Source organism: Allochromatium humboldtianum (assembly GCF_013385175.1).
Taxonomy (GTDB): domain Bacteria; phylum Pseudomonadota; class Gammaproteobacteria; order Chromatiales; family Chromatiaceae; genus Thermochromatium; species Thermochromatium humboldtianum.
This window is the reverse complement of record NZ_JABZEO010000009.1, coordinates 57,907-76,812: the sequence shown is the minus strand read 5'-3', so window position 1 is coordinate 76,812 and position 18,906 is coordinate 57,907. Positions and strand designations below refer to the sequence as shown.

Genomic DNA, 18,906 nt, shown 5'->3' with positions numbered 1-18,906 from the left:
TCTGAGCTTTGGCTGGGTTCCTGCCAGGGGGGCGGCTTGGGGTGCCGGCATCGGGGGGGCGCCGTGAATACATCCCTGTAGGCTTGACGACCGCCTCCATGCGGTCGCCCCTCCCCCGATGCCGGCGCCCCAAGCCTTGACGTCCGTGCGAGCTGAGATGTCGGGCTTAGATGGCGCGTGCCAGCGCGGCGGCCTCACCGATATAGCGTGCGGGCGTCAGCGCCTTGAGTTCGGCTTTGGCCGAGTCCGGGATCTCCAGGGTGTCGACGAAGGCGATCAGGGCATCGGCGCCGATGCGCCGTCCGCGCGTCAGTTCCTTGAGCTTCTCATAGGGCTGCTCGACGCCGTGGCGGCGCATCACGGTCTGGATCGGCTCGGCCAGCACTTCCCAATTGGCGTCGAGATCGGCGGCCAGACGCGCGGGGTCCGCTTCCAGTTTGCTCAGACCCTTCTGGATCGACTGGAGCGCGATGCTCAGGTGCGCCAGACCCACGCCCAGGTTGCGCAGTACGGTCGAGTCGGTCAGATCGCGCTGCCAGCGCGAGATCGGCAGCTTGCCGGCCAGATGTTCCAGGATGGCGTTGGCGATGCCGAGATTGCCTTCGCCGTTCTCGAAGTCGATCGGGTTGACCTTGTGCGGCATGGTCGAGGAGCCGACTTCGCCGGCGATGGTGCGCTGCTTGAAATAGCCGAGCGAGATGTAGCCCCAGACGTCGCGGCAGAAGTCGATCAGGATGGTGTCGAAGCGGGCCAGCGCATCGAAGAGTTCGGCCAGATAGTCGTGCGGCTCGATCTGGGTGGTATAGGGGTTCCAGGTCAAGCCTAATGAGGTGACGAAACCTTGGGCCAGGGCCGGCCAGTCGACTTCGGGATAGGCGATCTGATGCGCGTTGTAGTTGCCGACCGCGCCATTGATCTTGCCCAGCAGCGCGACCTCGGCCACCCGCGTGCGCTGGGCGCGCAGGCGGTGCACCACGTTGGCCAATTCCTTGCCGAGCGTGGTCGGGGTCGCCGGCTGGCCGTGGGTGCGCGAGAGCATCGGCTGATCGGCGTATTGGTGAGCGAGCGTGCGGATCGACTCGATCAGGGCGTCCATCTGCGGCAGCAGCACCCGTTCGCGTCCGGCCTGGACCATGAGGCCGTGCGAGAGGTTGTTGATGTCCTCGGAGGTGCAGGCGAAATGGATGAACTCGCTGACGGCCGTCAGTTCGGCATTCTCGGCGATGCGCTCCTTGAGGAAATACTCGACCGCCTTGACGTCGTGATTAGTGGTACGCTCAATCTCCTTGACCCGCTCGGCGTCGGCGAGACTGAACTCAGCGACGATCCGGTCGAGCAACTGGTTGGCCGTCTCGGAGAAGGACGGTACTTCCTGGATGCCGGGGTGATTGGCCAGTGTCTGGAGCCAGCGTACCTCGACCTGGACGCGGTGATGGATGAGTCCGTATTCGCTGAAGATCGCGCGCAGGTCTGCGGCGCGGGCTCCATAGCGGCCATCCACCGGTGAGATCGCGGTGAGCGTGGAAAGCGGCATCGACATAGGCTGGCTCCAATCGAGGATCTTGAACGAAAACGGACACATAAAAAAAGGCGCCGCATCCTGAGATGCAGCGCCTTTTCGATATCACCCTCATGGGTGATTGCGGAATTTTTGGTGCCGAGGAGAGGACTCGAACCTCCACGAGCTTTCGCCCACATGGACCTGAACCATGCGCGTCTACCAATTCCGCCACCTCGGCAGTCACTGTTTGCGTTGGCTTTTTTGCCGTGCCCCCAGTGGAGACGCGCATATTAGTGAGACAGGACGGCCCTGTCAAGGGTAAACTAACAACTTTCTTCGCAACGATTCCTCTATAGTGACCAAACGCCGATCAGCCACACCTGCCAAGAGCGCGGACCCCCATCGCCAACGCGAGGCGAGGAAGTACGCTAACCCCATCCCGAGCCGGGAGTTCATCCTCGAAACCCTGGCCAATCACGGCGCGCCGCTCGCGTTCGACGAGATCGCCGCCGCACTCGCGCTCTCTGACGAACAGGATCTGATCGCGCTCGAACGCCGTCTCGGGGCCATGGTCCGCGATGGCCAACTGGTGCGCAATCGCAACCAGGCCTTCTGCCCGGTCAACAGTCGCGACCTGATCGCCGGGCGCGTCATCGGGCATCCCGACGGTTTCGGCTTCGTGCGGCCCGATGAGGGCGGGGACGATCTCTATCTCTATCCCAAGGAGATGCGCGCGCTCTTCCACGGTGATCGGGTGGTGGTGCGGGTCGCCGGGCGCGACCGGCGCGGACGGCTCGAAGGCGCGGTCGTCGAGATCCTGGAACGCAACACCCACAGCGTCGTGGGACGTTTATATAAGGAGAGTGGCGTCGGTTTTGTGGTACCGGACCACAAGCGGCTCACCCACGACATCATCATCCCCAGCGACCGGCTCGAAGGCGCCGAGCAGGGGCAGATCGTGATGGCCGACATCACGGATCAGCCGACCCAGCGCACCCAGCCGATCGGACGGATTCGCGAGGTGCTCGGCGATCATCTGGCCCCCGGCATGGAGACCGACATCGCCATCCGCGCCCACAACCTGCCGGTCGAGTGGCCGGATGAGGTCATGGCCGAGGTCGCCGGCTTGAGCGAGGACGTACCGGAAGCAGCCAAGACCGGGCGTGTCGATCTGCGTCAGTTGCCGCTGGTGACGATCGACGGGGCCGATGCGCGCGACTTCGACGATGCCGTCTACTGTGAGCGCAAGCCCAAGGGCTGGAAGCTGCTGGTCTGTATCGCCGATGTCTCCAGCTATGTGCGCCCCAGCACCGCGCTCGACCGCGAGGCGTTTTCACGCGGCAACTCGGTCTATTTCCCCGATCGCGTCGTCCCGATGCTGCCCGAGGTGCTGTCCAACGGACTCTGTTCGCTCAATCCGCATGTCGACCGGCTGTGCATGACGGCCGAGCTGTATGTGAATCGTGAGGGTCAGGTCACACGCACCCGCTTCTTCGAGGCGGTGATGCGCTCGCAGGCGCGACTGACCTATGATCAGGTCGCGGCCATGGTGGTCGACGGCGATGGCGAGCTGTGCGAACGCTTCGCCGAGATCCTGCCGCATCTGCACGAGCTCTATCAGCTCTATCAGGCGCTCCAGGCCGCACGCGCCGAGCGCGGAGCGATCGACTTCGACACCACTGAAACAAAATTCCTGTTCAACGAGCAGGGACGGATCGAATCCGTGGTGCCGCTGGTGCGCAATGATGCCCACAAGCTGATCGAGGAGTGCATGCTGGCCGCCAACGTCGCGGCGGCACGCCAGTTCCAGCGCAAGCGGTTGCCGGGCATCTATCGCATCCATGATCTGCCGAGTCAGGAAAAGCTCAACGATCTGCGCGAGTTCCTGGCGCAGTTGGCGCTGAAGCTGCCGGGCGGCGAGAAGCCGACGGCGGCGGACTATGCCGCGTTGCTGGAGCAGATCAAGGAGCGTCCCGACCGGCGTCTGATCCAGACCGTGCTGCTGCGCTCGATGCAGCAGGCCATGTACAGCACCGACAATGCCGGGCACTTCGGACTGGCCTTCGACGCCTATACGCACTTCACCTCGCCGATCCGGCGCTATCCGGATCTGGTCGTGCACCGGCTCATCAAGCATCTGATCGCCGGCGGTACGGCCTCGGATCTCGATTACACCAAGACCGAGCTGCAACAGGCCGCCGAGTGGTGCTCGGGCACCGAACGCCGCGCCGATGAAGCCACGCGCGACGCCGAGGACTGGCTCAAGTGCGAATTCATGCAGGACAAGCTGGGCGAGAAGTTCGACGGCACCATCACCAGCGTCAATTCGTTCGGCATCTTCGTCGAACTCGACGAGGTCCACGTCGATGGTCTGGTGCATATCACGGCACTCGACAACGACTTCTATCACTTCGACCCCATCGGGCACCGTCTGCACGGCGAGCGCACCGGCATGGTCTATCGTCTCGGTGATCGGCTGCGGGTGCAGGTGGCCTCCGTCAATCTGGATGACCGCAAGATCGATTTCGTGCTCGCCGAGCCGATGGCCAAGACCGGACGTCGCGGGCCGAAGCCGGGCGGCGAGCCGGTGCCGGCTGATGCGAAGCCCAAGCGCGGCAAGCGACAGGGCGGCCCGTCGGGTGATCGTCCGACTTCGGAAGCCGCCGCCAAGAGCGACTCAAGCGGCCTGACCGATGCCGGCAAGCCTGCGCCCAAGAAATCGCGTTCGCGCTCCAAGCGCAAGCGCTCGTCCAACACTGTGAAGCGCAATGACTGAGCGCGCGCCCGTCGGGGGTATCCACAGCGTCCGTGCGGCACTGAAGTTCGGCGCCGAGGGTGTGGACGAAGTCTGGCTGGAGCGGGCGCGTCGCGACCGGCGCCTGCAGGAACTGGCCGATCTGGCGCGCGAGGCCGGTATCCGGCTGCGTCAGGTCGAGCGCGCGGAGCTGGAACGCGCCGCCGCCGGCGTCAATCATCAGGGCGCGCTCGCCTGGGTTCGGGTGCCGTCCTCGCGTACCGAATCCGACCTGGCGGCGCTGCTCGATCGGCTCGATGTGCCGCCATTCCTGCTACTCTTGGATGAGGTCCAGGATCCGCACAATCTCGGCGCCTGTCTGCGTACCGCCGAGGCCGTCGGCGTCCAGGCGGTCATCGCACCCAAGGACAACGCCGTCGGGCTGACGCCCGTGGTGTGCAAGGTCGCCAGCGGCGCCGCCGAGACGCTGCCCTATGTGCAGGTGACGAATCTGGCGCGGGTCATGGATGCGCTCAAGGAGCGCGGCATCTGGCTGATCGGCGCCGCCGGCGAGGCGAGCGACGAACTCTATGCCGCCGACCTGACCGGCCCGCTGGGGCTGGTGATGGGCGCCGAGGGCAGCGGACTGCGCCGCCTGACCCGCGAACGCTGCGATCGTCTGGTGCGTCTGCCGATGTGTGGCCAGGTGGAGAGCCTGAACGTCTCGGTCGCGGCCGGCGTCTGTCTCTACGAGGCCCTGCGCCAACGACGCGCCTAGCCGTCTTTTTCTGTCGACAATCACCTAAGTCCCTAAAGAGCAACGCCGATGCTTGTCCTCCGTGGTGCGCCCGCCTTCTCCGAACTCCGTCTCCAGAAACTGGCCGACCGGCTGTGCGAGCTGACCGGGTTCCCGATCCAGCCCTATGCCGAGTATGTGCATTTCGCCCAGGTGACGGCTGAACTCAGCGCCGAGGAGCGCGCTATCCTGGAGCGTCTGCTGCGCTATGGGCCGAGTCTGCCGGCGCATGAGCCTGAGGGGCGTCTGGTGCTGGTGGTGCCGCGACCGGGAACCATCTCGCCCTGGTCGTCGAAGGCGACCGATATCGCGCACAACTGTGGCCTGAAGACGATCCGGCGTCTGGAGCGCGGCATCGCCTATTATCTGACCCTCGCCCCGGAAGCAGCCGGCGCGCCGGGTGAACTCGACGGCCCCACGTTGGACGCCGTGGCTGCCGTGCTGCACGACCGCATGACCCAGGTGGTGCGCTTCGATCTGGAGTCGGCCGGCCAGCTCTTCGAGTCCGCCGAACCGCGTCCGATGCAGCGGGTCGATGTCATCGGTGCCGGACGGCCGGCGCTGGAAGCAGCCAACCTCGAACTGGGGCTGGCGCTCTCCGACGACGAGATCGACTATCTGACCGAGAACTTCAGCGCGCTCGGCCGCAATCCGACCGATGTCGAGCTGATGATGTTCGCCCAGGCCAACTCCGAGCACTGCCGGCACAAGATCTTCAACGCCGACTGGGTGATCGACGGCGAGCCGCAGACCCATTCGCTGTTCGCCATGATCCGTCATACCACCCAGAGTTCGCCCGAAGGCGTGCTCTCGGCCTACAAGGACAACGCCGCCGTGCTCGAAGGCTGGGAAGGACGGCGTTTCATCCCCTGTCCGCAGACGCGCGTCTACTGCGAGTCCGAGGAACCCATTCATCTGTTGATGAAGGTCGAGACCCACAACCACCCGACCGCCATCGCCCCCGATCCGGGCGCGGCCACCGGCTCGGGCGGCGAGATTCGCGACGAGGGCGCGACCGGGCAGGGCGCCAAGCCCAAGGCCGGTCTGTGCGGCTTCTCGGTGTCGAATCTGCGCATCCCCGGCTTCGAGCAGCCCTGGGAGATCGATCACGGCAAGCCGGGACGCATCGTCTCGGCGCTCGACATCATGATCGAGGGGCCGATCGGCGCGGCGGCCTTCAACAACGAGTTCGGACGGCCCAATCTGACCGGCTATTTCCGCACCTACGAGCAGGCGATCCCCGGCCCGGACGGCCGCACCGAACTGCGCGGTTATCACAAACCGATCATGCTTGCAGGCGGGATGGGCAACATCCGCGACGAGCATGTCGAGAAGCGTCCCTTCCCGGCGGGCACGCCGCTGGTCGTGCTCGGCGGGCCGGCGATGCTGATCGGTCTCGGCGGCGGTGCGGCCTCCAGCATGGCTTCGGGGGCTTCGGCGGAAGATCTGGATTTCGCCTCGGTGCAGCGCGCCAACCCCGAGATGCAGCGGCGCTGTCAGGAGGTCATCGACCGTTGCTGGGCGCGCGGCGAGGACAATCCGATCCTCTTCATCCATGACGTCGGCGCGGGCGGACTCTCCAACGCGCTGCCCGAACTGGTGCATGACGGCGGACGCGGCGGACGCTTCGATCTGGCCGCGATCCCGAGCGACGATCCGTCACTGTCGCCGATGGAGCTCTGGTGCAACGAGTCGCAGGAACGCTATGTGATGGCGGTCGCCGCCGAGCAGTTGGACGAGTTCAAGGCCATCTGCGAACGCGAGCGCTGTCCCTATGCCGTGGTCGGCGAGGCGACCGAGGCCGAGCATCTGGCGCTCGAAGACGCCGCGCGTGCTGAACGCCCGATCGACATGCCGCTTTCGCTGCTCTTGGGCAAGCCGCCACGCATGCGCCGTGAGGTCGAGCGTTTGCCATCACCCGGCGCATCGTTCGACACCAGCGGCATCGAGCTGAGCGACGCCATCGCCCGTGTGCTGCGATTGCCGACGGTCGCCGACAAGAGCTTCCTCATCACCATCGGCGACCGCAGCATCACCGGACTGGTGGCGCGCGAGCAGATGGTCGGCCCCTGGCAGGTGCCGGTCGCCGACTGTGCCGTGACCCTGAGCGATTACAGCGGCTACACCGGCGAGGCCATGGCCATCGGCGAGCGTACTCCGCTGGCGCTGTTGAATGCACCGGCCTCGGGCCGGATGGCGGTCGGCGAGGCCATCACCAACATCCTCGCCGCCGACATCGAGCAGCTGGGCGACATCAAGCTTTCGGCCAACTGGATGGCGGCGGCCGGGCATCCGGGCGAGGACGCGCGGCTCTACGACACGGTGCGCGCGGTCGGTCTGGATCTCTGCGCCGAACTCGGGATCGCCATCCCGGTCGGCAAGGATTCCATGAGCATGAAGACGGTGTGGAACACGCCCGAAGGCGAGCGGCGCGAGATGACCGCACCGTTGTCGCTGATCGTCTCGGCCTTCGCGCCGGTCGAGGAGGTGCGCGAGACCCTGACGCCGCAACTGCGTACCGATCAGGGCGATACCGACCTGATCCTGATCGACCTCGGCCGTGGACGCAACCGGCTCGGCGGCTCGGCGCTGGCGCAGGTCTACAACCGGATCGGCACCGAGCCGCCGGACCTCGACGATCCCGATCTGCTCAAGCGCTTCTTCGCTGCGCTCCAGGAACTGCGCGCCGAGGGCATGATCCTGGCCTATCACGACCGCTCGGACGGCGGCCTGCTCGCGACCCTGTGCGAGATGGCCTTCGCCGGGCATTGCGGGCTGGACATCGATCTGGCTGCGATCGGCTCCGACGTGCTCGCCGCCCTGTTCAGCGAGGAACTGGGCGCGGTCATCCAGGTGCGCCATACCGACACGGATGATGTGCTCCAGATCCTGGAGTACCACGGTCTGGCCGAGTTCAGCCCGGTGATCGGTCTGCTCGACGACAGCGACCAGATCCGTATCTGTCATCGTTGCTGCACCCTGTTCACGGCCGATCGTGCCGAGCTGCAACGGCTCTGGTCCGAGACCAGCTACCGGATGCAGGCGCGGCGCGACGATCCCGAGTGCGCGGCCGAGGCCTTCGCGCGCATCGCTGAACCCGATCCGGGCCTGAACGCGGTCCTGACCTTCGATCCCGACGACGACATCGCCGCACCCTACATCGAACGCGGGGCACGTCCGCCGATCGCCATCCTGCGCGATCAGGGCGTCAATGGTCAGATCGAGATGGCCGCCGCCTTCCATGCCGCCGGCTTCTCCTGTGTCGACGTGCATCTGTCCGATGTCATCGCCGGGCGCGTGGATCTGGCCGACTTCCGGGGTCTGGTGGCCTGTGGCGGCTTCTCCTACGGCGACGTGCTGGGCGCGGGCGAGGGCTGGGCCAAGACCATCCTGTTCAACGGCCGCGCACGCGATCAGTTCCAGGCGTTCTTCGCGCGCACCGACACCTTTGCGCTCGGTGTCTGCAACGGCTGCCAGATGCTCTCCAACCTGCGCGAGCTGATTCCGGGCGCGGATCACTGGCCGCACTTCGTGCGCAACCGCTCCGAGCAGTTCGAGGCACGCACGCTCATGCTCCAGGTCGAAGCGACTCCCTCGGTACTGCTGACGGGCATGGCCGGATCGCGGATGCCGATCGCCGTGGCCCATGGCGAGGGGAGGGCAGAGTTCCGCGATCCGGCCCATCTGGCGGCGGCCGAACCCTGGGTCGTGGCGCGCTATGTCGAAAACGACGGACAGATCGCCGAAAGCTATCCGGCCAACCCCAACGGCTCGCCCAACGGCATCGCCGGACTGACCACCACCGACGGGCGCGTCACCATCCTGATGCCGCATCCCGAGCGCGTCTTCCGGGCCGTCCAGAACTCCTGGTATCCGGACGACTGGGGTCAGGACGGTCCCTGGATGCGGCTGTTCCGCAATGCCCGCGTCTGGGTCGGCTGATCGGTCGATCTGAACGAGTGCGGCGGGGCTTGTCAGGCTCCGCCAATACCGCTATCATTCGCCGTCTGTTCAGGGCGCATAGCTCAGCGGGAGAGCACTGCCTTCACACGGCAGGGGTCGGTGGTTCGATCCCACCTGCGCCCACCAAATATTCTTGAATTTAAGAGATTTAAAGGCCAGCAATTGCTGGCCTTTTTCTTTTCTAGCCGGATTTGGGGCGAAAGTGGGATAGCCGTCCCACGCATCGCGGACGCTCTTCGACCAAAGGTGCTTTGGCGCGTGACTCCCGTTCGTGAAGAATCAAAAGGAAGACAGGATCGATGGTGAGGCGGCGATTTGATGGGTTTATGATTTACCAATGACGCCAAGTGCATACGTCTGGCGTAACGCCGGAAATGCTGAGTATCCGCATTGCTGTTCGTGGCCCGACCGACGTAGACTTGCCGCTTGGCACCCAGAATGCGCCACCACCGGCAACATAGGTTCTACATTCACTCAATGACACTCGATAGAGACACAGGTGAGCCGGACTGGGACACTCCTTTGTCCCTGACGCTCACGCCCGGACTGCTCATCCATGCCCTCATGTCCACGGCCAGCGCGGTCCATACCGGCTGGAGCAGCTGTATCGACGACACCCTGGTGCTCACCAACCAGGTCGCCATGGACGATCAGGCCGGTCACTATGTCCGACTGGTCGAACAGGAGTTCGTCGAGGACGAGCAGCCGGACATGGTCTGGCACGACTGGACACTGGAGGTGCGCATCGGTTCGGTGCTGACCACCGGGCACTGGCAGTTTCCGGCCACCTCGCATCCATCCGAATGGGACTGGAACGCCCGCGAGGCCGAGCGCGCCTTCGAGCGTGCCTGCGTCCTGATCGGTCGGCGCGTGCGGCGCGGCATCCAGGTCGAGGAACCGATCCTGGAAGACATGCCGCGCGCGCGCCGTCACTGAGTCGCATCATCCCGCTCGTCAACGCTTGGAGAGGTTCTTTATGAAGGTCACGGTCGATGTGGATATCACCCCCGAAGAAATGCGCAAGCTCTTCGGGCTCCCGGACGTCGAAGCCTTTCAGCGCCAACTCATGGACGACATCCGCGAGCGCATGAACGCCGGGGTCGAGGGCTATGATCCGCTCAAGCTCTTCCAGCCCTATATGGCCGGAACCCTCGCGTCCTGGGACTACTTCCAGAAACTCATGACGAGTCTCCCGGCCTCCGGCTCGAAGACGGATGAGGATAGATCCAAATAGTGCTGGTGTCGGTCAGGGCGCGCACATGCGGCTGAAGCCTCGGTTCTTCCGCTGCTCGTTCCCGGATTCCGGCCTGAAAGCGGGCAAGGGGCGGGTACGACTGTTGTTCATGCCGGCGGCCCTACTGGCCGGAATGGCGGTCGCTCAGGAGTGTGTCGACTGGGACGCGGCCCCCATACCCGATTCGCGCTACATCCAGATCCAGAACGGCACGGTCTACGATCGGAGCACCGGCCTGATGTGGAAGCAGTGCCCCGAGGGTGCGGCCGGGGTCGGCTGTACGATGGGTGAGCCACAGGCCTTCAAGCTGGATGAGGCGAAGCGTCGCGCGCGTGAATGGCGTTTCGCCGGTTATGCCGACTGGCGCCTGCCGACCCAGGACGAACTGCGCTCCCTGCTGGTGCGACGTTGCTATGGCGTCGGCATCGACGGCGTCACCTTTCCGCGCACACCGGCGGGCCGCTTCTGGACCTCGGACCCGGCGACCTATTATCCGGACAGCGCCTGGACGCTCGACTTTCGCCGTGGCCATCTGGGCTATGGCACCAAGCGCGATGCCTTCTATGTCCGACTGGTGCGCGATGCCGAGGCCTGCTCGCCTGAGCGACCCGCGACCTGTCTGCCCTACAGTGAACGGCGCCTCGAACCGCATGACGGTCGCGAGCCGGGAACGGAAGACGCTGACGATCAGCTAGACCCCTGACCCGGACCGATCCGGCGCGGCTCGTCCAGCACCTCGCCATCGAGATGAGGACGCCCATCCGCATCGAGCCGCAACCGCCCCTCGGCGAACCAGCGCACCACGGTCGGATAGATGACGTGTTCCTGTTTCAGCACCCGTGCGGCCAGCGTGTCTGGGTCGTCTCTAGGCAGCACGGGCACGCGCGCCTGGAGGACCACGGGGCCGCCATCGAGTTCGGCGGTGACGAAATGCACGCTGGCGCCGTGCTCGGTATCGCCGGCTTCGAGCGCGCGTTTGTGGGTGTGCAATCCCTGATACCTGGGCAGCAGGGATGGATGGATGTTGAACAGCCGTCCGCGATAGTGCTCGACGAAGGCCGGCGTCAGGATCCGCATGAAGCCGGCCAGCACCACCAAGCCCGGATCATGGCCATCGATCGCCGCTGCGAGGGCGCTGTCGAAGCCGGCACGATCCGGATAGTCACGGTGGTTCAGAGCCTCGGTCGCAATCCCATGACGACGCGCGCGTTCCAGACCGAAGGCGTTCGGCTCGTTGCTGATGACGGCGCGAATCCGGAAGGGCGCGCCCTGTTCCTGGGCGTCGATCAGGGCCTGGAGATTGCTGCCGCTCCCCGAGATGAGCGCGACGACCGACAGCGGGGCACGTTCAGACGGCATGGGCGCCGCCCTGATAGACGACACAGGGCTCACCCTCGGTCGCTTCGATCCGACCGATGACCCAGGCGGTCTCGCCCTGCGCGCGCAGATGGGTCAGCGCGGCCTCGACGTCCTCCGCCGCCACGCACACCACCATCCCGACGCCGCAGTTGAAGGTCCGCAGCATCTCGGCCTCGGCGATGCCGCCCTGGGTCTGGAGCCAGTCGAATACCGCCGGGCGGGTCCAGGAGTCGAGATCGATGCACGCCTGAGTGCCGTCCGGCAGGACGCGCGGCAGGTTCTCGGTCAGACCACCGCCGGTGATATGGGCCAGGGCATGGACGTGCTGCGCCGCGATCAGCGACAGCACCGAGCGCACATAGATGCGCGTCGGGGCCAGCAGCGCCTCGCCCAGCGTCGTCTCGCTCAGAGTCTGGCTCAGATCCGCGCCGCTGGTCTCGATGACCTTGCGGATCAGTGAATAGCCGTTGGAATGCGGCCCGGAAGAGGCGAGCGCGATCAGCCGATCGCCCGGCGTGACCCGCGAGGGCTGGATGATGGCGTCCTTCTCGACGATGCCGACGCAGAATCCGGCCAGATCATAGTCGCCCGCGCCATAGAGCCCGGGCATCTCGGCCGTCTCGCCCCCGGTCAGGGCGCAGCCGGCCAGTTCACAACCACGCGCGATTCCGCTGACGACAGCCGTAGCGACCTCGACGTCCAGGTGCGCGGTCGCATAGTAGTCGAGGAAGAACAGCGGCTCGGCCCCGCTGACCAGGATGTCGTTGACGCACATGGCCACCAGATCGATGCCGATGGTGTCGTGGCGGCCCAGTTCGATGGCGAGCTTGAGCTTGGTGCCCACGCCGTCGGTGCCCGAGACCAGTACGGGATGACGGAACCGCTCCAGGGGCAGTTCGAACAAGGCCCCGAACCCGCCCAGCCCATCGAGCACGCCGGGGCGGCGCGTGGCGGCGGCCAGCGGCTTGATACGCTCGACGAGTCGGGCGCCGGCGTCGATGTCGACACCGGCCGAACGATAACTGAGGGTGGTGGATGGGGTTGGGGAATCCTGCGGCACGCGATGGCTCCAGTCTTGACGAATCGAGGTGCGCTAGTATACCTGCCATCTTCCGTCAGTGCGTTCCATAGGCGTCGGTGCCATGAGTTTCCTGAAGCCCAGTGATATCCCCAACATCATCAGCGTGATTCGGCTGATCACCGTGATTCCGGTGGTCTATCTGCTCGCGGTCCACGAATTCGGCTGGGCCCTGGTTCTGTTCGCCGCCGCCGGGATCTCCGACGGACTCGACGGCTTTCTGGCCAAGCACTATGGCTGGCAGAGCCGGCTCGGCGGCCTGCTCGACCCGCTGGCTGACAAAACTCTGCTCGTATGCTGCTTTCTGGTGCTCGGCGTGCATGGACTCATTCCGCTGTGGCTGGTGCTGGCGGTGATCTTCCGCGATCTGGTCATCGTCAGCGGCGCCTTGCTCTACAACTACCGGGTCGCCGAGGTCGAGGCGGCCCCCATCCTCATGAGCAAGGTCAACACGGCCATGCAGATCGTGCTGGTCGTAGCCGTCATCCTCGATGCCGGGGTCATGGATCTGCCGGCGGTCTCGATTGCCGCACTGATCTGGGCCTGTCTGATCACTGTGGTGGTCAGCGGCACGCAATACGTCTGGATCTGGAGCCGCAAGGCGATCCGCAGCGGCTGGAAGTCGGACTGAACTCAGGAAGCGTCCTCAGACCCCAGCATGATACGACGCACCAGCGGAATGCTCGGCTGGCGCTGCTCACGCAGGCTGAGGCTGTCGAGCCGCGCCAGCAGGTCGAGCAGCGAGGCTGGATCACGCGCGTAGTGGCTCATGATGAAGCGCACCAGCTCCGGGGTCAGCCGCATCCCGCGTCCGTGCGCCGCTTCGAGCAGCAACTGTTCGCAGTCCAGATCCGACAGCGGCAGCAGCCGATAACGCGGCCCCCACAGCAGACGCGAGGCCAGATCCGGCAGGCTGAACGGCAGGCTGTCGGGCGCGGCGTTGGTGGCGCCCAGCAGTGAACGCCCTTGTTCGCGCAGCCGGTTGAAGAGATCGAAGAGGGCGCGCTCCCAGGCCGGATCGCCGACGATGCACTGAATGTCGTCGATCGCCACCAGATCCAGCCGTTCCAGGTTCTCCAGCATCGCCGGATCCAGATCCGCCATCCCGAGCGGCACGAAATGGGCCTGACTCCCGGCGTGTGCGACGGCCTGACAGGCGGCTTGCAACAGATGGGTCTTGCCCGTGCCTTCGGCGCCGAAGAGCAGCAGATAGGGTTCGCCCGCCCCCCGTGCCATCGCCGCGACGGCATCCAGGGCCTCGGCGTTCGGCCCCGGCCGATAGGACTCCAGGGTCGGCTCGGGTCGCAGTTCGAGCGGCAGATGGAGCTGCGGGGTCGGGCCGTTCAAGTGTCGGGCCTCGTCTGTGCGTCTCAGCCGGCGAGTCGGGAGGCCGTGGTCGCCAGACGTCGCCCCAGGGCCTGACAAAGTCGCTTTTCCTCTTCCGTCAGTGGCCGATCGTTCTCAGTTCCCGCCAGATGCGAGGGACCATAGGGCGTACCGCCGCTCTGGGTATGCAGCAGATCGGTTTCGCTGTACGGCAGACCCATGACCAGCATTCCGTGATGCAGCAGCGGCAGCATCATGCTCAACAGGGTCGCTTCCTGCCCGCCGTGCAGACTGGAGGTCGAGGTGAAGACCCCGGCCGGCTTACCGGCGAGGGCGCCGGCCAGCCACAGACTGCTGGTGCCGTCGAGAAAATACTTCATGGCTGCCGCCATGTTGCCGAAGCGCGTCGGGCTGCCGAGCGCCAGACCCGCGCAGTCGCGCAGATCCTCGAGGTTCACATAGGGCGCGCCGCCGGCGGGGACGGCCGGTTCGGTGGCCTCGCACACGGCGGAGACGGCCGGCACCGTTCGCAGACGCGCTTCCAGTCCGGCGGCCTCCACGCCGCGCGCGACCTGATGCGCCATCTCGGCGGTGGCGCCATGGCGGCTGTAATAGAGGATCAGGATATAGCTCATACGCGGGTCCGTCCCGGACAGTGTCGGTTGCATGTCCGATGATTTAATCATTCAAAGCCGCGCGCGCCAATCGCTATCCTTGATCCAGGGTCGCGATCTGGTGAGAATCTCCCCCACCATCGAACGCTCCGCCGCCGTCTCGGCGCGCGATCCACGACAATGACGAGGGGGATTCAACGATGGACGAGCGAGCCGCCGAGCACCGGGTCTGCTATCGCTGTGTGGTCGCCGGACGTGTTCAGGGTGTCTTCTTCCGCGCCTCGACGCGCGAGCAGGCGATGCGACTGGGCGTGACCGGCTATGCGCGCAATCTGAGCGATGGGCGTGTCGAGGTGCTGGCCTGCGGCGGGGCGGCCGCCGTGGCGCAACTGCGCGACTGGCTGCGGAGCGGGCCGGCCATGGCCGAGGTGACGGGCGTGGCCTGCGAGCCTCTGGACTATCAGGGTCAGCCGGGGTTCGTCATCGACTGAGCGACGGCCGCGTCAGTATCCGCCCGCCAGATGGAGCGGCATCTCCGCGTACTGTTCGAGCCGGACGACCTGGGTTTCGAGGCGGCCGTCCGGGTGGAGTCTGAGTTCACGATAACCCGGCGGGATCTCGTCGATCGCGAAATCCGCGCTTCCAGGCGTGAATTGAAGACAGGTCGAGGGCGCGCCCAGGAGCAGACAGTCTCCATGCCGCGCCGAAAAGTCCTGATGGATATGGCCGAAGAGGACGGCCTTCACCTGGGCGTGACGTTCACACAGGGCGAGCAGTTCAGCGCCGTTCGCGACCCCGATCCGGTCGATCCAGGTACTGCCGATGGCCGCCGGATGGTGGTGCAGAGCGATGAGTGCGGGAGCCCGTTCATCGGCCAGCAGCTCGGCGAGTCGGGTGAGCTGGATCTCCGTCAAGTATCCGCCATCGCTGTCGGGGGTGCTCGAATCGAGCAGGATCAGGTTCCAGCGACCGAGCCGACGCAGCGCCACGGAGCCTGGAGCCGCCGAATCCAGGTGCTCCGTCATCAAGGCCGGGATGTCGTGGTTGCCGCCGATGCAATAGTGCGGAACCCCGGTTCTCCTGAGCCGCTCGCGCAGATAACGATAACCAGCCGGGGTTTCGTCGTGCACCAGATCGCCGGTCAGGAGCAGGGCATCGGGCGGTATGTTCCCGGACAGCGCCAGCGTCAGGACGGACTCGAAGCTGCGGCGCGTCGTGATGCCCAGCAGTTTCCCGCCGGGATCGCCGAAGAGGTGGGGGTCGGTCAGTTGCAGAAGACGAAGCGGCATCGCGGATTCCCCGGCCATGGCGTTGATCTGTCGCGAACGGGATTGACGCACTGAGCGAAAAGGATGGTGTTGCGGCATGTTCTTCGGTTCCGGTCGAGGCTGTCCAAGGGAGGTCCGCCTGAATCGCATGTCCATGCCCGTCTTTTTAACAGTCCAGACCGCTGTTCGTGATGACGCCGTTCACAACACTCGAAGGAGCCGGTAGGCCGATGAGTGAGAACCGTGAACCCGTTCACATCTCGATCGCAGGCGGCGCCTGTGCAAACTGGCCCGACGCTTGCTGCCATGGGATACGAGCCGCCCGGAGTCGGATGATCGTTTCGATCATCGCTCCCTGGGCGATCCTGTACCCTCAGCCGTCGGGAGTTTGACAAGATGAGTATCAGCACGATCACGAGCGGCCTTGGCGACATCGGCTCCAAGCTCTATGGAGCGTCGAGCGCCATCACCCGCGACTACCAGGAACGCACCCAGACCCTGGAACGGGTCTTTTCCAATCTGGACACCGAGGGCAAGGGCTATCTCGATGCCGAAGACTTCGAAACGGCCTTCACCGCGCTGGGTCTGGGTGAGTCAGAGGATGAATCCGACGAAAACTTGACGCTTCCAGGCGTCGAGGATGTGGTTGCCGCGCTCGACATGGATGGCGACGGCAAGGTCAGTTCGGACGATCTCACCGAGGGGATGCGCTCGCTGACCGACAGTCTCTCGTTTCTGCAAGGGCGTGCCGAGGTGCTGGGCGCCGAGGCGATGAAGTTTGCGCAGACGTTCAACAGTCAGCTCGCCGACGAGGAGGCCGAGGCGCAGCAGGCCACAGAAGCCGCCGCGACAGCCTCTGCTGAGTCCGTCAGCCGTGAACAGTCCACCCGGCCCGATCTGTTCGTGATGCGGCGCGTCATGCAGCTCATGGACGCCTATGGCTCGTCCTATCGCTCCAGCGAATCCAGCGAGTCGCTCTCACTGGTGGCTTGATGTGTCTCCAAGTCCCGTGGCCGCCAGACTCAGCGTCCAGACACGCCGGTTCAGTTCGGGATCGCGTGCCTGGGCCGGCGTCTGGATCGGCCGCCCATTCCAGAGATAGGCGCCGGCGACCTGCGCCAAGGAGTCGTCGACGGCCAGCCGCAGTATGCCCCGTGCGGCGCGTTCGGGTGTGGGCAGCGCCCATCCGATCAGCCGGTCGACCAGCCGCCAGAACAGCCCCTGAGCGCCATCCGTGCCGCCGAGATTGGAGCGGAAGACGCCTGGAAAGACACAGTTGACCCGCACGCCCGTACCCGCGAGCCGTCGCGCCAGCTCGAAGGTGAAATGCAGGTTGCCGAGCTTGGATTGACCATAGGCCGCCATCATCCGATAGGGACGCCGCTCCCAGTTCCAGTCGTCGAGATCAATCGCGGTGTTCATGCGCGTGCCGACGTTGATGATCTGTGCCGGTGCGCTGGCGGTGAGGCGGTCGAGCAGCCGGTGAGTCAGCAGGAAAGGCGCCAGATGATTGACGGCCAGGGCGCGTTCGATCCCGTCCGGGGTCAGGCACCGCTCACGAAAGGCCGTGCCGGCGTTGTTGACCAGCAGATGCAGGGCGTCGAAGTGTTGCAGCACGGATTCGGCCAGGGCGCGCACTTCGGCCTGACTGGCCAGATCGGCGACGAAGAGTTGCAGATGTGTATTGCCGGTGGCGGAGCGGATCTCGGCCAGGGCCGCTTCGCCGCGCGCCCGATCCCGTGCGACCAGACCCACGCGCCAGCCGGCGGCGGCCAACCCGCGAGCGATGGCGCGGCCCAGACCGGAATTGGCGCCTGTGACGAGTGCTGTCTTCATCGAGCTTCACCGCCCCTGACGTTTGCGTGGCTGATAGTGCGCGATCTCGCGCAGGATGAGCGAGTAGGGCAGGGCGTCGAGTGTGCCGAACTCCCGGATCGACGCCGCTACCGTGGCGCTGATGTCATCAATGTAGCTGGGGACGTCAGCGTCCGGCTCCAAGACCGCGCACAGTCCGCGCAGTCCGCCGACCTGGATGCGCATGGCCTTGTTGTGGGGCAGGGCGCTGTGGGTGTCGGTCGACTTGAGCGCGAAGCGGGCCTGGCGTCTCAGGGCTTCGAGCAGGGCCAGACAGTCGGCCTGCGCCTGGGCCGAGTCGCACTGCACCCCTTCGCGCTCGGCGATGCAGAACTTGCGCGCCAGCGAACAGCCGCCGTTGCCGGTCAGGATGGTCTTTTCATAGGGACAGAAACGCTCGTTGACGGCGCGGTAGGTGTCGCGGAAGGCGTCGTTGTCCATGGCGCGCCCCCTGCTCCGGCTCAGCCGGCCGAGTCGCCGTGTTCGGTGAAGCGCTGGATCTGGCGGCGATCGCGCTTGGTGGGACGGCCCTTGCTGTCGGGGATCGCCGAACCGAGTTCGCGCCGCTCGCGGACCAGTTCCTGACGTCTGAGCCGGCTGGTTTCGGATTCGGCATAAAGCAGCGCGGCCTCGGCGGCTGGACGGCGTTGTTTGTTGATCGCCAGCACCTCGATCTCCCAGCTCAGGCTATCCTTGTGGATCTCCAGCCGGCTGCCGGGACGTATGACGCGGCTGGGCTTGACGCGCTGGCCGTCGACATGGACCTTGCCGCCGTTGATGGCCTCGATGGCCAGTTGACGGGTCTTGAAGAAGCGCGCCGCCCACAGCCATTTGTCGAGCCGGATGGCGTCGGCCGGATCGGCGGTGCGCTCAGTCATCGGTGTCGAGTCCGAGGCGTTCGTCGAGTTCGCCCTCCATGTCGAGCAACGCCATGTCGTCATAGCCGCCGACGTGGAAGTCGTCGATGAAGATCTGCGGCACCGTGTGCCGGCCGCTGCGCTCGACCATCTCGGCCATGCGTGCGCGGTCGTGATCGACCGGGATCTCGGCGAAGTCGACGCCCTTGCGCTTGAGCAGACGCCGCGCGCGGTCGCAGTAGGGGCAGGTTTGGGTCGTGTAGACAGTGACCTGTGGCATGGTTTCCGAACTATTGCGAAGATTGACCTTGGTGTGCGAGCT

At 65.5% G+C, this 18,906-nt stretch carries 19 protein-coding genes and 2 tRNA genes; 10 read left to right on the top strand and 11 right to left on the bottom strand.

From position 1 onward, the window contains the following. Nucleotides 1-166 precede the first annotated feature (166 nt). Together purB and HW932_RS13855 are read right to left on the bottom strand one after the other, a co-directional pair. Entirely contained in the window at nucleotides 167-1,534 is a 1,368-nt protein-coding gene (gene purB / locus HW932_RS13860; protein ID WP_176977173.1) for an adenylosuccinate lyase, read from the bottom strand. A 118-nt stretch (nucleotides 1,535-1,652) separates the two neighbouring features. Then, a tRNA-Leu gene (locus HW932_RS13855) sits at nucleotides 1,653-1,739 on the bottom strand. A 117-nt stretch (nucleotides 1,740-1,856) separates the two neighbouring features. On the opposite strand from HW932_RS13855, the gene rnr reads away from it, so the two are divergent. From rnr to HW932_RS13820, 7 genes are all read left to right on the top strand, one after another. Then, a complete protein-coding gene (rnr, locus tag HW932_RS13850) occupies nucleotides 1,857-4,277 on the top strand; it encodes a ribonuclease R (RefSeq protein ID WP_176977081.1) in 2,421 nt (806 codons plus the stop codon). After that, nucleotides 4,270-5,013, top strand: a complete 744-nt coding sequence (gene rlmB, locus HW932_RS13845; RefSeq protein ID WP_012970800.1) for a 23S rRNA (guanosine(2251)-2'-O)-methyltransferase RlmB — start codon at nucleotides 4,270-4,272, stop codon at nucleotides 5,011-5,013. The genes rnr and rlmB overlap by 8 nt, the downstream gene beginning before the upstream one ends. Before the next feature lie 48 nt (nucleotides 5,014-5,061). Then, a complete protein-coding gene (gene purL, locus HW932_RS13840; RefSeq protein WP_176977080.1) occupies nucleotides 5,062-8,973 on the top strand; it encodes a phosphoribosylformylglycinamidine synthase in 3,912 nt (1,303 codons plus the stop codon). Nucleotides 8,974-9,045: 72 nt separating this feature from the next. Then, nucleotides 9,046-9,120: transfer RNA gene (locus tag HW932_RS13835), tRNA-Val, on the top strand. A 351-nt stretch (nucleotides 9,121-9,471) separates the two neighbouring features. After that, nucleotides 9,472-9,930 (top strand): hypothetical protein, encoded by a 459-nt coding sequence (locus HW932_RS13830; protein WP_176977079.1) that lies wholly within the window; start codon nucleotides 9,472-9,474, stop codon nucleotides 9,928-9,930. 40 nt (nucleotides 9,931-9,970) lie between these two features. Next, complete coding sequence (locus HW932_RS13825) at nucleotides 9,971-10,228, top strand: DUF6489 family protein (RefSeq protein WP_176977078.1); 258 nt, start codon at nucleotides 9,971-9,973, stop codon at nucleotides 10,226-10,228. Between the two features lie 25 nt (nucleotides 10,229-10,253). After that, the gene (locus HW932_RS13820; RefSeq protein ID WP_246296838.1) at nucleotides 10,254-10,931 is read left to right on the top strand and encodes an Lcl C-terminal domain-containing protein; all 678 of its coding nucleotides are present in this window, start codon (nucleotides 10,254-10,256) and stop codon (nucleotides 10,929-10,931) included. On the opposite strand, the gene purN is transcribed toward HW932_RS13820, so the two are convergent. Then, nucleotides 10,916-11,587 (bottom strand): phosphoribosylglycinamide formyltransferase, encoded by a 672-nt coding sequence (purN, locus tag HW932_RS13815; protein ID WP_176977077.1) that lies wholly within the window; start codon nucleotides 11,585-11,587, stop codon nucleotides 10,916-10,918. The two genes, HW932_RS13820 and purN, sit on opposite strands and share 16 nt — an antisense overlap. Further along, nucleotides 11,577-12,647, bottom strand: coding sequence for a phosphoribosylformylglycinamidine cyclo-ligase (gene purM / locus HW932_RS13810; RefSeq protein WP_176977076.1), 1,071 nt, complete (start codon nucleotides 12,645-12,647; stop codon nucleotides 11,577-11,579). Before purM ends, purN begins: the two co-directional genes overlap by 11 nt. Nucleotides 12,648-12,729: 82 nt before the next feature. Between purM and HW932_RS13805 the strand changes: the two genes are divergently transcribed. After that, nucleotides 12,730-13,296: a CDP-alcohol phosphatidyltransferase family protein gene (locus HW932_RS13805; RefSeq protein WP_425485121.1), complete on the top strand. Its 567-nt coding sequence runs from the start codon at nucleotides 12,730-12,732 to the stop codon at nucleotides 13,294-13,296. Nucleotides 13,297-13,298: 2 nt separating this feature from the next. On the opposite strand, the gene hda is transcribed toward HW932_RS13805, so the two are convergent. Then, nucleotides 13,299-14,012, bottom strand: coding sequence for a DnaA regulatory inactivator Hda (gene hda, locus HW932_RS13800; RefSeq protein WP_176977075.1), 714 nt, complete (start codon nucleotides 14,010-14,012; stop codon nucleotides 13,299-13,301). Between the two features lie 23 nt (nucleotides 14,013-14,035). Then, the gene (wrbA, locus tag HW932_RS13795) at nucleotides 14,036-14,626 is read right to left on the bottom strand and encodes an NAD(P)H:quinone oxidoreductase (RefSeq protein WP_176977170.1); all 591 of its coding nucleotides are present in this window, start codon (nucleotides 14,624-14,626) and stop codon (nucleotides 14,036-14,038) included. A 179-nt stretch (nucleotides 14,627-14,805) separates the two neighbouring features. On the opposite strand from wrbA, the gene HW932_RS13790 reads away from it, so the two are divergent. Further along, a complete protein-coding gene (locus HW932_RS13790) occupies nucleotides 14,806-15,096 on the top strand; it encodes an acylphosphatase (protein WP_176977074.1) in 291 nt (96 codons plus the stop codon). 12 nt (nucleotides 15,097-15,108) lie between these two features. On the opposite strand, the gene HW932_RS13785 is transcribed toward HW932_RS13790, so the two are convergent. Then, nucleotides 15,109-15,894: a metallophosphoesterase gene (locus HW932_RS13785; protein ID WP_176977073.1), complete on the bottom strand. Its 786-nt coding sequence runs from the start codon at nucleotides 15,892-15,894 to the stop codon at nucleotides 15,109-15,111. A 375-nt stretch (nucleotides 15,895-16,269) separates the two neighbouring features. On the opposite strand from HW932_RS13785, the gene HW932_RS13780 reads away from it, so the two are divergent. After that, on the top strand, nucleotides 16,270-16,866 hold the full coding sequence (locus HW932_RS13780) for an EF-hand domain-containing protein (RefSeq protein ID WP_176977072.1): 597 nt from the start codon (nucleotides 16,270-16,272) through the stop codon (nucleotides 16,864-16,866). Here HW932_RS13780 and HW932_RS13775 read toward each other — a convergent pair. From HW932_RS13775 to grxC, 4 genes are read right to left on the bottom strand one after another with little or no spacing between them, the layout of a single operon-like run. Beyond that, a complete protein-coding gene (locus tag HW932_RS13775) occupies nucleotides 16,852-17,709 on the bottom strand; it encodes an SDR family NAD(P)-dependent oxidoreductase (RefSeq protein WP_176977071.1) in 858 nt (285 codons plus the stop codon). The genes HW932_RS13780 and HW932_RS13775 overlap by 15 nt on opposite strands. A 6-nt stretch (nucleotides 17,710-17,715) precedes the next feature. After that, nucleotides 17,716-18,168, bottom strand: a complete 453-nt coding sequence (locus tag HW932_RS13770) for a hypothetical protein (protein WP_176977070.1) — start codon at nucleotides 18,166-18,168, stop codon at nucleotides 17,716-17,718. 20 nt (nucleotides 18,169-18,188) lie between these two features. Then, on the bottom strand, nucleotides 18,189-18,605 hold the full coding sequence (locus HW932_RS13765) for an RNA-binding S4 domain-containing protein (protein ID WP_176977069.1): 417 nt from the start codon (nucleotides 18,603-18,605) through the stop codon (nucleotides 18,189-18,191). Continuing rightward, on the bottom strand, nucleotides 18,598-18,864 hold the full coding sequence (grxC, locus tag HW932_RS13760) for a glutaredoxin 3 (RefSeq protein WP_176977068.1): 267 nt from the start codon (nucleotides 18,862-18,864) through the stop codon (nucleotides 18,598-18,600). Before grxC ends, HW932_RS13765 begins: the two co-directional genes overlap by 8 nt. Between the last annotated feature and the right edge of the window lie 42 nt (nucleotides 18,865-18,906).

What these genes read in the sequence shown, in the direction of transcription:
- purB (WP_176977173.1), bottom strand. Translation starts at nt 1,534, where the DNA reads ATGCCGCTTTCCACGCTCACCGCGATCTCACCGGTGGATGGCCGCTAT.
- rlmB (WP_012970800.1), top strand. Translation starts at nt 4,270, where the DNA reads ATGACTGAGCGCGCGCCCGTCGGGGGTATCCACAGCGTCCGTGCGGCA.
- purL (WP_176977080.1), top strand. Translation starts at nt 5,062, where the DNA reads ATGCTTGTCCTCCGTGGTGCGCCCGCCTTCTCCGAACTCCGTCTCCAG.
- HW932_RS13830 (WP_176977079.1), top strand. Translation starts at nt 9,472, where the DNA reads ATGACACTCGATAGAGACACAGGTGAGCCGGACTGGGACACTCCTTTG.
- HW932_RS13825 (WP_176977078.1), top strand. Translation starts at nt 9,971, where the DNA reads ATGAAGGTCACGGTCGATGTGGATATCACCCCCGAAGAAATGCGCAAG.
- HW932_RS13820 (WP_246296838.1), top strand. Translation starts at nt 10,254, where the DNA reads ATGCGGCTGAAGCCTCGGTTCTTCCGCTGCTCGTTCCCGGATTCCGGC.
- purN (WP_176977077.1), bottom strand. Translation starts at nt 11,587, where the DNA reads ATGCCGTCTGAACGTGCCCCGCTGTCGGTCGTCGCGCTCATCTCGGGG.
- HW932_RS13805 (WP_425485121.1), top strand. Translation starts at nt 12,730, where the DNA reads ATGAGTTTCCTGAAGCCCAGTGATATCCCCAACATCATCAGCGTGATT.
- wrbA (WP_176977170.1), bottom strand. Translation starts at nt 14,626, where the DNA reads ATGAGCTATATCCTGATCCTCTATTACAGCCGCCATGGCGCCACCGCC.
- HW932_RS13790 (WP_176977074.1), top strand. Translation starts at nt 14,806, where the DNA reads ATGGACGAGCGAGCCGCCGAGCACCGGGTCTGCTATCGCTGTGTGGTC.
- HW932_RS13785 (WP_176977073.1), bottom strand. Translation starts at nt 15,894, where the DNA reads ATGCCGCTTCGTCTTCTGCAACTGACCGACCCCCACCTCTTCGGCGAT.
- HW932_RS13780 (WP_176977072.1), top strand. Translation starts at nt 16,270, where the DNA reads ATGAGTATCAGCACGATCACGAGCGGCCTTGGCGACATCGGCTCCAAG.
- HW932_RS13775 (WP_176977071.1), bottom strand. Translation starts at nt 17,709, where the DNA reads ATGAAGACAGCACTCGTCACAGGCGCCAATTCCGGTCTGGGCCGCGCC.
- HW932_RS13770 (WP_176977070.1), bottom strand. Translation starts at nt 18,168, where the DNA reads ATGGACAACGACGCCTTCCGCGACACCTACCGCGCCGTCAACGAGCGT.
- HW932_RS13765 (WP_176977069.1), bottom strand. Translation starts at nt 18,605, where the DNA reads ATGACTGAGCGCACCGCCGATCCGGCCGACGCCATCCGGCTCGACAAA.
- grxC (WP_176977068.1), bottom strand. Translation starts at nt 18,864, where the DNA reads ATGCCACAGGTCACTGTCTACACGACCCAAACCTGCCCCTACTGCGAC.